Here is a 12558-nt window from a genome sequence, read left to right on the forward strand (position 1 = left end):
AGGAGAATTTACAGAATAAGTAGTTAATTAAAAAATGAATAGGAAGTTGGCTAATAAAAGGTATGAGTATATTAAATCTCAATACCTTTTATTTTTGCAGTTTATTTTGCGAAAAGATGCAGAAATTTTTGCAAAGCTACATAAGGGTTTGTATTTTTTTCGAAATTTAGCAGGTCCTTCAGGGAAAAAATAATAAAAATTTTTATAATAATATCTTGGAGAAGAAAAACCAGAACTAAAAGCAATTTCAGTAATATTCATATCTGTGGTCATGAGTAATTTTAATGAATGTTCAATCCTAAGGAAATTTATACACTTAACCCAATTATATCCAACTAACTCTTTTATTTGACGAGATAAATAATCTGCATTTAATCGTTCGTATTTTGCTATTTCACTCAATTCTATTTTATTTAAAAAATTATCAGCCATATAAATAAAAATATTCATAAATCTAGTTGAATATTTTAAACGATTTGATTTTTTTAATGATTTTTTAGTAAATATACAAAAGTTATTAAAAAGGTTAAAAAGTAAGCTGTTAGCTAACTCTTCACATCTATCTAAGTTATAAGAAAAATAAATGGAATTAGTTAGAGAAATAATCTGTAGTTTTAATTGTTCATATCTATTTGTGTCAGCGTTAAAAGGCGAGATAACGTTTTCTTCACAATTAAATAATAGGCATCTAATATTAAAATTAGGATTTTTAACTTGAACAAAATTATTAGTAAAGTATGATCTTACAAAATCAGAATCTATCTCTAATATCAAAACAATATTGTTACTTGTTAACGGTGAAATACAGTGTAATTGATGTGGGTTTATGATCTTAATTTCCCCTTCTTCAACTGTAATACTTTTCGTGTATAAACTCCAAAACTGTAAGCTTCCTTTTAATACCATAATAAATTTAATACCATTGTTCCATTTACATGAACAATCTGTTATTCTTTGAAAATATATTTTAACTGGAATTTTATGACTGATATTTATATTGTTGTTTTTTATCATGATTTATCTCCTTAAAAAATAAAAATAACTTCAAACTTTGAACGAAGTAAAAATACATACATTATTATTTTAAACTAAAATTATTATTTATGTATATAGGTATTATGTAAGAAATGTGAATGAATCAACATGAAAAACCTGTTATTATGTTGAAATATATATAAAAATGTCGAAAATGGACATTTGAATCGAGTTGTAATTATTTATGAAGAAGCCAAAAATTAAAGAATAGGAGTTGAAATTGTGAAGCTAACATTAAAAAAAGTATCAATTAAAATAATTTTAGTAATTCTAGTTTGTTCAATATCTATGGCGTTAATAGTAGGGAGTATAGCTATAATAAAAAGTAGGAACATAATAAAAAAAGAGGCATCAGAAAAGCTTGATTTTATGTCACAAGTATATACTAATAAAATAGACAAATTCCTAGATGAAGCGGAGCTAGGTGTAAATAACTTGGCTACTATATCAGGATTACAATTTGATATGAATGAATTTATAAAAGACCCTGATTATATACTTTCTTATAATAAAAAAATGGATGATATAGTAAAATTGATTGCAGACAATACAGTTGGAGGTAATGCAATATATATTCAAGTATCACCAGAATTATCTGATACAGTATATAATATTTATTATGCAGACAAGCAGAGAGAAGGAAAGTTCAAAAAATTAGACTGGGATTTAAGCTCTGAAGAAACTGCATTGCAATTTGAAGAATATAAGAGTAACTTCAACAAATGGAGTGATGTGTATATGAATGATATCTTAAATACTCATGTAGTTTCGTATACAAAGCCAGTTTATGTGGAGGATAAATTAGTTGCATTAGTAGGAACAGATATAGATTTTAATTTATTAAAGAAGGAAATAGAAAGTATAAAAATTTATGACAGTGGATATTTAGCATTATTTAATGAAAAATTCGATTATTTAGTTCATCCTAAATTTACATTTAAAGATAACTTAGGAACTACTGAAAATGGAAAATTAAAGTTTATAGTAGATGAAATGAGTACAAATGATCATGGGGTAATTGAATATGAATTTAATGGAGAATCTAAAATAATAGGATACTCAAAACTTTGTAATGGATGGGTATTAGGAGTGGCACCTACAATAAAAGAAATATTCAAGAGCTCTACAGAAATAAGTTCTTTTTTAACCGTAGTAATAGGCATATGTATAATAATATTTTCTATAATAGGAATTATTGTATCAAAAAGTATATCTAATCCTATTATACAATTGAAAGATTCTTTTGAAGTAGCATCAAAAGGAGATTTAACAACAAGAATAGATATTAAAAGTGAAGATGAAGTAGGTAAAGCTGGAACTAGCTTTAATGAAATGATGGAAAATATAAATAGATTAATAGGAAAAGTGAAATATTCAGCTAATACAGTGATAAATTCTTCAAATTCTTTGAATAAAATAACAACCCAAACCAATGATTCAATAGGTGAAATTGCACTGATCATAGATATTATTGCAAACAATGCCAATAAACAAGCTGAAAGTACAATTAAAGGAAGTTTGGATATGAAAGAATTAGGAGATGAAATTCAACTAGTAGTAGAGTCTACTCATTATATCAATAGAGAATCCTCACAAATTAATGACTTGAGCTCGGATGGAGTTAAAATAATAAAATCCTTAGTAGAAAAAACAAACGAACGTGATATAAGAGCGAATGATATATCAGAAGCTTTATCTGATAATTATAAAAGTATTCAAGCAATAGGTGGAATAGTAGATACCGTTTCTAAGATTGCTAAGCAGACTAACTTATTAGCACTGAATGCATCTATAGAAGCAGCTAGAGTTGGGGAAAAAGGCAAAGGATTCTCGGTTGTGGCTGAAGAGTTTGGAAATCTTGCTAATGAATGTGAACAATCTGCTAAAGAGATTAGATTATTAATAGATGCGGTGCAAAATAAATTTAAAAAATCAGTTTTCATTTTAAATGACATAAAGGAAATACAGGACCAGCAGAATAATTTGATAACACAAACTGATATAGTATTTAACAATATAATAAAACGAATAAAAAAATTAGGATCAAATATAAAAAATGTTCAATCACACACAGAAAAAAAGGATGATTATAAAAATAATATTATAAATTCAATAGAACGAATATCTTATTCTTCACAACAAGTTGCATCCCGAACACAAGAGGTTTCTTCTTCAACAGAAGAGGGAGTTGCACTGTTAGAAGAGGTGTCATTATATACTCAGGATTTAAATGAACTATCACAACATTTACAAGAAGAAATAAACAACTTTATATTAGATAATGAGTAAAACGATATATTATAAAATGTAATACACTTAATATTTAGCAAGCATATTATTCTGGGGGAGATACAGCGTTTTTATTTGTAGAAGAAGGAAAGAATCACATATATATAAAGAAGATATAGAGTTAGCAATACAAAAAAAGAATTTGTTTTATACTATCAACCTAAAATAAATGCTAAATCTGGCAAAGTTACAGGATTGGAGGCATTAATAAGATGGAATCACTCAAAAGAAGTATTAATATATCCCAAGGAATTTATCTATATAGCAGAGAAATATGGACTAATTACAAGTATAGATAAATTAGTATTAGAAATGGTTTGTGAACAGATTAATAAATGGGTAGAAATGAAAATCAATCCTATAAATGTCTCTATAAATATATCGCAAATTCAATTTAATGATAATAAGTTTGTAGATACAATAGATTCAATTATATCAAATCGAAAAATTAATCCTGAATTACTTACATTAGAGATACCAGAAACGGCATTAATACAAGATATTGACTGTGACAAAGAAAATTTAAAAAAAATAAAAGAAAGAGGAATAAGTATATCGTTAGATGATTTTGGAACAAAATACTCTTGTCTAAATTATTTGAAGTTACTGCATCTAGATACTTTAAAGATTGATAAATCTTTTGTTGATGAAATTTGTTATAGAAAAGTAGATAAATCTATAGTGTTATTAATAATTAATATAGCAAAGATTTTGGGAATAAAAACAATTGCAGAGGGGGTTGAAACACAAGATCAACTAAAACTTTTAAATAGCTTAGGTTGCAATGAATATCAAGGATATTTTTTTAGTAAGCCAGTAAACGCAAAAGAAATAGGACGTATATTAATTAAGCAAAAATGAAATTACTAGATATTAATAATAATTATAAATAAAATAAGTATGAAAAACAGGTGTAATATTAAATAAAATATTTCACCTGTTTTTTTAAGTCAAAACACTTTTTCATTCGTATTGTTTTATGTAATCGATTATAATCAATATAGAAACAGGGAGGTAATATAGTAGATGATAGATGAGAAATTGCAACAAGAAATACATAGTCGCAATCCTAGAACATATGATTTTTTAATTAAGGAATATAGTAAGCTACTTTGGGTAATTGCATCAGGGATACTTAAAAATGTTGGAACTAGAGAAGATATTGAGGACTGTGTGGCAGAAAGCTTTACATATTTATGGGAACACCCTCAAAAATATGATCAAACTAGAGGAAGTATTAAATCTTACTTATGTCTTATCACAAAAAGCAAAGCAATAGATAAAGTAAGAAAAATAAATAAAATGACAACTTTGCCATATGATGAAGATTTAAAAGTAGAGACTGAAGATATAGAAAAAGCGTTATTAAATAAACAAATGATTAACGATATATATAATTTTGCAAAAGATCTAAAGGAACCTGATAGTGAGATTTTTTTTCTTAGATACTTCTATCAGTTAAAACCTAGAGAAATTGCTGATAAATTAAGTATTACATCTAAAGAAGTAAGTAATAGACTTTATTATAGTAGAAAATCTTTGCTTACAAAAATTAAATTATAAATTAGGAGGATAATTATGAATAAATATGATAATATTATATCAGAATTAGATCAAGAAAATCTTGATATGATTAAAAGTGAGCTTCCTGAGTTTACACATGAGAGTTTAATAAATATAAAAAACAAATTCCATGAAAAAACTATCAATAAGAGAAGCAAATTAAAGAAAATAATTAGTAGAAGTCTTACAGTAGCTGCTTGTATTTGTGTAGTTTTTGTAGGACTAGTTAATACAAATAAATTGTTTGCAGCAAATATACTTGATGTTCCTGTAATAGGTGATATTGTAAATCTTGTAACTATTGATAAAATGGCACTTTATGATAAGTATAGGGAGATAAATATAGAGATACCGTCTATTGAAGGACTTGAAGATAATAATGCTCAAGAAAAAATAAATAGTATTTTAAAAGAACGTGCTATAGCTGTATATGATAAGGCTGTTGAAAACTCAGAAAAAATCAAGGAAGATTCAAAGAAGGCAGGATTTTTAACATCTATTCCTGAGACAGTAAGTCAAAGCTATATACTAATTAGAAATAATGAAGATATATTGTCATTTAAGGTTGTAACAACCCAAATAAAAGCAAGTGGATATGATAGAGCTGATTTTTATAATGTGGCTTTGAAAAATAGTAAATTACTTAATATAAGTGATTTATTTGATAAAGATTACGATTATATAAGTTCTATAAATAATGAAATAATAACTAAAATGAAAGAAGAAATTGAAAAAGAAGAGGCTGGATATTTTATAGAAGAATTTGATACTATAGATGAGAATACTAACTTCTATATAAATGAAAATGATAAACTTGTAATAGTATTTGATGAATATGAAATAGCGGCAGGTTATATAGGAATGCCTGAATTTATAATTGACACCTCTGTCTTTGGAGATAATATTTCTGAGTTAGGATATTTAAAATAATATAGGAGGAATTTGTATGATAGTTGATATTACACAAGTAACAAAAATGAATAGAGTTTATAGAACAGGTTCACCACCTCTTAAGGTAGAAAAAATAAAATGTTTTGAAGGAACTAAAAAGGAGTATACAACAACTTTATTTTCTTGTGCTGTTCATAATATGGGGACTCATATAGATGTTATGAGTAAGGATGTTGTTTTAGAAAATGAAAGGTTAATATCATCAGGAATAAAATTTGATGTTTCGCATATAACTGATAGACCAATTGAAATAAATGATTTAAACTTTGAGAAGGTTAAAGAAGGAGATTTTGTATTTTTCCAAACTAATTGGGATAAATATTTAGATGATGAAGAAAGATATAGTAACCATCCAGAAATTTCAATGGAAGTAATTAAGTATCTAGTTGAGAAGAAAGTAAATATGATTGGGATAGATACTTTGGGATTAGGACGAGGAAAAAATCATGGTCTTATAGATGTTTTTCTTGGAAAAAATGGGATATATGCAATAGAAAATTTAATGAACCTGGATAAGATACCAGAGAATGATTTTAGAGTATTTTGTTTACCTATGAAAATTGAAGGATTAGATGCTTTTCCAGCAAGAATAATGGTTGAATTTTAAAATTTGATAGAATAATTGTATAAATATTTTGAAAGGACGTGATTGATATGATGTTATTAAAATATGAGGTGAGAGAATCTAAATAATAATAGTCTCTTGCCATAGGACATTATAATATGGAGGAGAGAATATATAATAATGATAAATATAGTAAAAAGTGAAAAATCGTGGATAGAAAGTAATGCTGTGGATCAGCTTAAAAAAATAGCAACGCTTAAAGGTATAATAAAAGCTGTGGGACTTCCAGACTTACATGTTGGAAAAACTCCTGTTGGAGCAAGTTATATGACTGAGGATATTATATATCCTCATATAATTGGAAATGATATAGGCTGTGGAATAGGGTTATTTTCTACTGGAATTAAAAAAAGTAAATTTAAAATAGATAAAACTATGAAAAAATTAGAGAAATTAAGTAGTCTTGAAAATATAAATAACTTTATTAAAGATACTGATTTTCCATTTAAAGAAAAATTAGGAACAATAGGGTCTGGTAATCACTTTGCTGAGTTTGAAGAAATTGATAGAGTATATGATGAAAAAGCGGTAGATGAAATTGGAATAAATAAAAATAACATATATTTATTAGTTCACAGTGGTTCAAGAAAATACGGTGAGTATATACTGAATAAATATATTAAAGACTACTCTTGTCAAAATGGATTAAATGTAGGAACTGATGCTTTTGATGAATACTTAAAAGAACACGATAATGCAGTTGAATTTGCGAAATTAAATAGAGAAATTATAGCTGATAGAATTTCAAATTGTGTAAATTCAAAAGAAAATAAAAAGCTTTTAGACAGTGTTCATAATAGTATAACTAAAAAGAAAGTGAATAATAAAACATTCTATATCCATAGAAAAGGAGCAGCTCCATCTGATACAGGATGTATTGTAGTAGCTGGGACTAGAGGAAGTAATTCGTATATAGTAAAGCCTAAATATAATCTTTTAGATTATGCATATTCGATTTCACATGGAGCAGGAAGAAAATGGAGTAGATTTGGGTGTAAGGAGAAGCTTGAAAAAGTTTATTCTAAAAAATATGTAAGACAAAACAATATGAAATGTAATTTAATGTATAATGATAAAAATGTAATATATGAAGAAGCACCTGAGGCTTATAAAAATATAGATAGAGTGATACAAGATATGTTAGATGAAAAAATGATCGAAGTGGTAGCTACTTTAAAGCCATGGATAACTTATAAAAGATAATATAAAGAGGAATTTTTTACTTACGAATGTATAACGAGGAGAAAATTATGAGCGAAAATGAAAAAGTAGTATACGATATTTTAGACAAATTAGATATTGAGTATGAAAAATACACTCATGTTCCTGTGTATACAATAGAGGAAGCTGACAATTTAAAGTTGAACATAAAAGGTGCTCATTGTAAAAATTTGTTTGTCAGGGATAGAAAAGGAAAACAACACTATCTTATAATTATAGAAGAAAATAAAAAAGTAGATTTAAAGAAATTGTCATGGGAAATAAATAGTACAAATCTAAGCTTTGCATCAGAAGAAAGGCTTTTTAAATATTTAAAGTTAAAGCCTGGTTCAGTAAATGTATTTGGACTTATAAATGATGAGGAAAAAAATGTTAAGGTGTTGATAGACAAGGATTTAAAGGGAGATTATATAAGCTTTCATCCTAATGTAAATACTGCAACTATTACGATTTCTTATGGGGATTTTGAGAAGTTTTTAGAATTTGTAGGTAATGAAATAAAGTATGTTGAAATCTAGAAAAGCATTTAAAAAATAAAATATTAAATAATAAAACTAAAGATTACCCCTAGTAAATATACAAGTATTTACTAGGGGTAATCTAAGTTTATATTAACATTTGGATAAGAACATAAGGAATAGCCATGGCTAAAAATATACCATAGAAAAGATCTAGCCAAACAACACTTCCAAGAGAACAAATATACATAATAGCAACTATTGGTAGAGCAAGTAGTTTGCTGATTATAGGTGTTCTTTTATCCCATATAGATTTCCACATGTTTTTAGCATCCTCTATACTTGGAAATGAATGCATTGCAATAGATACACCAAGCCATACAAAGAAAAAGCTTAATTGATTAGAGTAATCATTAAATTTTATAATATCTATAGCTCCTGGTAGTGATATTAAGGCACCTAAAATACTATTTACAAAGAATGGACCAAGTGAGATCCAAATTTGAGCTCTTGGGTTTTTTGGAGCTTCATGAATAACATATCCTGATGGATTTGAAAACTTAAAATAACAAACTTCAAAAACAGGGACTTTCATAAGTCTACAAAAAAGCTGATGTGCTAACTCATGAACTATAACTCCAGGGAAAGTGACTAGGGATATTAAAAATCCAGGTATAAAAAACATTTATTTTTCACTCCTATTCATAATCTTTTATTTTTCCGTTTACGATATCTTTGACTCTATTAATATCAGAGTAGTTATTTTCTTCTAGAATCTTAATATGCTTATCTCTTTCATTTTCATTTTTTAAATAATGACTTGATATTGCAATTGCCTCTATAGCATCTAAATTATTTTTATTTATAGAATAGGCTTTTTTTGCGTTTTTAAGAGCCTCGTCATAGTTATGTTCTTTAAGATTTATAAAATTCAAAGAAATATATGCAGGTTCATATTCTTTGTTAAAAATAAATGTTTCCTTTAATATTTTTTTAGCTTTTTCATAATTGCCTAAATCTGAATAACACGTTGCTTTGGGAATTTTAAAAGAGTAAATATCTGGTCTGATTGAGCAAACTGTATCAAAGGCTTCTATAGCTTTTGCATACTCTCCATTTGCGTAGTAGACGGTTCCAAGATAATAATATGCTCCACATATGTTTTCGTTGTTACTGGACTTAGTAAGGTTCTTAAGGCTACTAATTATTTGATTGATTGAAAGATTTTCATTTTCTACTATTTTTTTTATTTCTTCTGTCATAAAGAAATATCCTCCATACAAATCAATTGCACCTTGAACTTCGTCAAGCAGCTTTGTATTGTAGTATTCCATTTCAAGAATCTCATCATAAATTTTTTCTATTCCGTCTAAATTATCACCCTTGACTGATACAATAAAAAGTCTGCTTTTTAAGAGTTGCGATTCAGGAAATTGATTTAGAGCTTTTTTATATGCATTTTGAGCTGTTACATATTTAAGTTCTTTTTCTGCTTTTAAACCTCTTTCGTAGTTTACAGCTCCAATAAGAGAACTTTTAAAATGCATAAGACTAAATATTGTAACAATAAGTACAATTACAAATAAAGCTTTTATCCATATAGGAACAGGATATTTAATATACGCTTCTCTACAGTTTTCGCATAGATCTGTAGGATAATCTTTAAGTGCTTCTTTTTCTTCACAATTACAGCAAATAACTTTTTCTTCTGTCAAAGAAATTCCTCCTTTTACAATTTTATATTTAAATCAACCAAATTTTACATTAACTACATTAAATTTACAATGAACCAATAGAACTATTTTATTCTGTTTTAAAAATTAATTAGAAAAACACATTTAGATGGCTGTAGGAAGTATGAAACAAATTTTATATTTGACATACGAATACTCTATGTGTTATTATTGTTAAAACAAAATAATATAAAAAATCGACATACGCATGTCGACCTTTAAATTGGTACGAGAGACCAGGAAGGGAGGAATCATGATGGGAGCCATCAGTGCGTGTTTTTATTATGCAGAAAAACATGATAATAAGAGTAATTGTATAAATTTCAAAGAATTATTGAATGTATTATACTCAATAATAGTTTTTGAATTCCTTAAAATATGTAAGCAACAAACGGTAGTACCAAAAGGTTGAATTTTGATTTTGGTATACTTGTTTGTTGCTTTTTTAATATCTAAAAGAGGAGTGAATTAAATGAAATTATTGATTAAAAATGCAAGAGTTATAAATCCTAAAACAAACTTTGATAAAGTTACAGATGTTCTTATTGAAGATAGCATAATAAAAAGAATACACGAAAACATAAATGAAAAAGTTGATAGAGAAATAGATGCTAGTGGATATATATTGTCTCCAGGGTTTGTAGACGTACATGTACACCTTAGAGAACCTGGATTTGAATACAAGGAAGATATAGAAACCGGTGCTTTAAGTGCTGCAAGAGGTGGATTTACTACTATATGTGCTATGCCAAATACTAATCCTGCTATAGATAATGAGCAAGTAGTAAAATACATAAATAAAAGGGCTGAAAAAGCTGTAGTGAATATTGAGGTTATAGGAAGTATAACCAAAGGACAAAACGGAAAAGAGTTAAGTGATATAGAGAGTATGAAAAAATCTGGAATAATTGCTATAAGTGAAGATGGGAAAACAGTTAAAGATTCAGCTATATTAGCTAAGGCTATGAAACTATCTAAAACTTATGATTTACCTGTTTTATCACACTGTGAAGATGAAGAGTTAGCTAAAGATGGAGTTATGAATGAAGGTTCAAAATCTAAAAATCTAAATCTTAAAGGAATATCTAGCGAATCAGAAGAGGTTATAGTAAAAAGAGATATAGAGATTGCAAAAGAGACAGGAGCTAAGCTTCATATATGTCATATAAGTACTAAAGGAAGCGTTGAATTAGTGAGAAAAGCTAAAAAAGATAATATATATGTAACTTGTGAGGTTTGTCCACATCATTTCTCACTAACAGATGAGAGTGTTGAAATAGATAATGGAAATATGAAGATGAGTCCACCCCTAAGATCTAAAGAAGATGTAAAAGAGATAAAAAGAGGGTTAAAGGATGGGACTATAGATATTATAGCTACAGATCACGCACCTCATCATGAAATAGAAAAAAACTGTGAATTTGAAAAAGTGGCAAATGGAATAGTAGGACTTGAAACTGCTCTATCTCTTGGAATAACTAACTTGGTAAAAGAAGATGTACTAAGTATAAATGAACTTATAGAGAAGATGAGCTTAAATCCAGCAAAGCTTATAAATATAGATAAAGGAAGTATAGAAGAGGGAAAAGTCGCTGATATAACTATCTTTGATGAAAATGAAATTTATAAAATAGATTCTAGTAAATTTAGATCAAAGTCAAAAAATACTCCATTTAATAAAATGAAAGTTTTCGGAAAAGTAAAATATACGATAGTAAATGGAGAAGTTGTATATGAGGGGGATGAAGGTTAGATGATAGATAAGTTGATAGAGAGAATAAAAGAGCTGAACAATCCTACTGTTGTAGGGCTTGATCCTAGAGAAGAATTCATACCAGAATTCATAAAAAAAGAAGCTTATAAAAAGTATGGAAAGACATTAAAGGGACTTGCAAATGCTTATTATAAATTTAACTGCATGATAATAGATGAAATATATGATCTAGTTCCAGCTGTAAAACCTCAAATATCTATGTACGAGGAATTAGGACCTGATGGAATAGATTGTTTCATAAAAACTATAAAATATGCAAAAGAAAAAAATCTTATAGTAATAAGTGATATAAAAAGAGGAGATATAGCATCAACTGCAAAGAGTTATTCAAGAGGGCATATAGGAAGAGTACGTGTTGGTGGAAATGAACATAAGGTATTTGATGCTGACTTTGTAACTATAAATGGATACATGGGATATGATGCGATAAGCCCTTATATTGAAAACTGCAAAGAGCTTGATAAAGGAATGTTTGTATTAGTAAAAACATCAAATCCTAATAGTGGAGATATACAAGATTTAAAAACAGAAGATGGAAGATATGTATATGAGCATATGGGAGAGCTTGTATCAAAATGGGGAGAAGATTTAATAGGTAAATACGGATTTAGTAAAATAGGAGCGGTAGTAGGTGCAACTTATAAAGAACAAGGAAAAATAATTAGAGAGCAAAATCCCAATACCTTCTTTTTAGTGCCAGGCTATGGAGCGCAAGGGGCAACGGCTGAGGATTTAAAAGGATGTTTTAATGAAGATGGACTAGGTGCTTTGATAAATTCATCAAGAGGAATAATAGCAGCTTATAAAAAAGATGAGTATAAAGATAGATATAGTGAAACAGAGTTTCACAAGGCTGCAAGAGAAGCTGTAATTAGAATGAGACAAGACTTACTTAGAGTAATCTAATCG

The 12558-nt window shown here is 27.7% G+C and carries 12 protein-coding genes and 1 pseudogene; 10 read left to right on the forward strand and 3 right to left on the reverse strand.

Translation table 11 applies throughout. The features are described from left to right. Positions 1 to 78: 78 nt before the first annotated feature. A complete protein-coding gene (locus tag N4A48_RS08020) occupies positions 79 to 1014 on the reverse strand; it encodes a helix-turn-helix domain-containing protein (protein WP_293665359.1) in 936 nt (311 codons plus the stop codon). A 243-nt stretch (positions 1015 to 1257) separates the two neighbouring features. Between N4A48_RS08020 and N4A48_RS08025 the strand changes: the two genes are divergently transcribed. The 7 genes and pseudogenes from N4A48_RS08025 to N4A48_RS08055 all read left to right on the forward strand — a co-directional run bounded on the left by N4A48_RS08025 (position 1258) and on the right by N4A48_RS08055 (position 8202). Then, positions 1258 to 3324 carry a methyl-accepting chemotaxis protein gene (locus N4A48_RS08025; RefSeq protein ID WP_293665360.1) on the forward strand — a complete coding sequence of 689 codons (2067 nt, stop codon included), beginning with the start codon at positions 1258 to 1260 and terminating at the stop codon, positions 3322 to 3324. A gap of 141 nt (positions 3325 to 3465) precedes the next feature. Continuing rightward, positions 3466 to 4185: pseudogene (locus N4A48_RS08030) on the forward strand (putative bifunctional diguanylate cyclase/phosphodiesterase); the annotation flags it as partial. 165 nt (positions 4186 to 4350) lie between these two features. Next, positions 4351 to 4887 (forward strand): sigma-70 family RNA polymerase sigma factor, encoded by a 537-nt coding sequence (locus N4A48_RS08035; RefSeq protein WP_293665361.1) that lies wholly within the window; start codon positions 4351 to 4353, stop codon positions 4885 to 4887. A 15-nt stretch (positions 4888 to 4902) separates the two neighbouring features. Then, the gene (locus N4A48_RS08040; RefSeq protein ID WP_293665362.1) at positions 4903 to 5817 is read left to right on the forward strand and encodes a DUF3298 and DUF4163 domain-containing protein; all 915 of its coding nucleotides are present in this window, start codon (positions 4903 to 4905) and stop codon (positions 5815 to 5817) included. Between the two features lie 16 nt (positions 5818 to 5833). Then, on the forward strand, positions 5834 to 6445 hold the full coding sequence (locus N4A48_RS08045; RefSeq protein WP_293665364.1) for a cyclase family protein: 612 nt from the start codon (positions 5834 to 5836) through the stop codon (positions 6443 to 6445). 138 nt (positions 6446 to 6583) lie between these two features. Then, entirely contained in the window at positions 6584 to 7666 is a 1083-nt protein-coding gene (locus tag N4A48_RS08050) for an RNA ligase RtcB family protein (protein WP_293665365.1), read from the forward strand. 47 nt (positions 7667 to 7713) lie between these two features. Further along, positions 7714 to 8202: a prolyl-tRNA synthetase associated domain-containing protein gene (locus N4A48_RS08055; protein WP_293665366.1), complete on the forward strand. Its 489-nt coding sequence runs from the start codon at positions 7714 to 7716 to the stop codon at positions 8200 to 8202. A gap of 88 nt (positions 8203 to 8290) precedes the next feature. On the opposite strand, the gene N4A48_RS08060 is transcribed toward N4A48_RS08055, so the two are convergent. Next, entirely contained in the window at positions 8291 to 8827 is a 537-nt protein-coding gene (locus N4A48_RS08060; protein WP_293665367.1) for a metalloprotease family protein, read from the reverse strand. A 13-nt stretch (positions 8828 to 8840) separates the two neighbouring features. Then, positions 8841 to 9857, reverse strand: a complete 1017-nt coding sequence (locus N4A48_RS08065) for a tetratricopeptide repeat protein (RefSeq protein ID WP_293665368.1) — start codon at positions 9855 to 9857, stop codon at positions 8841 to 8843. A gap of 274 nt (positions 9858 to 10131) precedes the next feature. Here N4A48_RS08065 and N4A48_RS08070 point away from each other — a divergent pair, with 274 nt between their 5' ends. Genes N4A48_RS08070 through pyrF form a run of 3 tightly spaced genes read left to right on the forward strand, consistent with a single transcriptional unit; the run spans position 10132 to position 12555 of the window. Beyond that, positions 10132 to 10287 carry a hypothetical protein gene (locus N4A48_RS08070; RefSeq protein ID WP_293665369.1) on the forward strand — a complete coding sequence of 52 codons (156 nt, stop codon included), beginning with the start codon at positions 10132 to 10134 and terminating at the stop codon, positions 10285 to 10287. 60 nt (positions 10288 to 10347) lie between these two features. Then, a complete protein-coding gene (locus N4A48_RS08075; RefSeq protein ID WP_293665370.1) occupies positions 10348 to 11628 on the forward strand; it encodes a dihydroorotase in 1281 nt (426 codons plus the stop codon). After that, positions 11629 to 12555: an orotidine-5'-phosphate decarboxylase gene (gene pyrF / locus N4A48_RS08080; protein ID WP_293665371.1), complete on the forward strand. Its 927-nt coding sequence runs from the start codon at positions 11629 to 11631 to the stop codon at positions 12553 to 12555. The last annotated feature ends 3 nt before the right edge of the window (positions 12556 to 12558 follow it).

Source organism: Tepidibacter sp. (assembly GCF_025210165.1).
GTDB lineage: Bacteria > Bacillota > Clostridia > Peptostreptococcales > Peptostreptococcaceae > Tepidibacter_A.

Coding starts and splice junctions, on each gene's coding strand:
- N4A48_RS08020 (WP_293665359.1), bottom strand. CDS start 1,014: ATGATAAAAAACAACAATATAAATATCAGTCATAAAATTCCAGTTAAA.
- N4A48_RS08035 (WP_293665361.1), top strand. CDS start 4,351: ATGATAGATGAGAAATTGCAACAAGAAATACATAGTCGCAATCCTAGA.
- N4A48_RS08040 (WP_293665362.1), top strand. CDS start 4,903: ATGAATAAATATGATAATATTATATCAGAATTAGATCAAGAAAATCTT.
- N4A48_RS08045 (WP_293665364.1), top strand. CDS start 5,834: ATGATAGTTGATATTACACAAGTAACAAAAATGAATAGAGTTTATAGA.
- N4A48_RS08050 (WP_293665365.1), top strand. CDS start 6,584: ATGATAAATATAGTAAAAAGTGAAAAATCGTGGATAGAAAGTAATGCT.
- N4A48_RS08055 (WP_293665366.1), top strand. CDS start 7,714: ATGAGCGAAAATGAAAAAGTAGTATACGATATTTTAGACAAATTAGAT.
- N4A48_RS08060 (WP_293665367.1), bottom strand. CDS start 8,827: ATGTTTTTTATACCTGGATTTTTAATATCCCTAGTCACTTTCCCTGGA.
- N4A48_RS08070 (WP_293665369.1), top strand. CDS start 10,132: ATGGGAGCCATCAGTGCGTGTTTTTATTATGCAGAAAAACATGATAAT.
- N4A48_RS08075 (WP_293665370.1), top strand. CDS start 10,348: ATGAAATTATTGATTAAAAATGCAAGAGTTATAAATCCTAAAACAAAC.
- pyrF (WP_293665371.1), top strand. CDS start 11,629: ATGATAGATAAGTTGATAGAGAGAATAAAAGAGCTGAACAATCCTACT.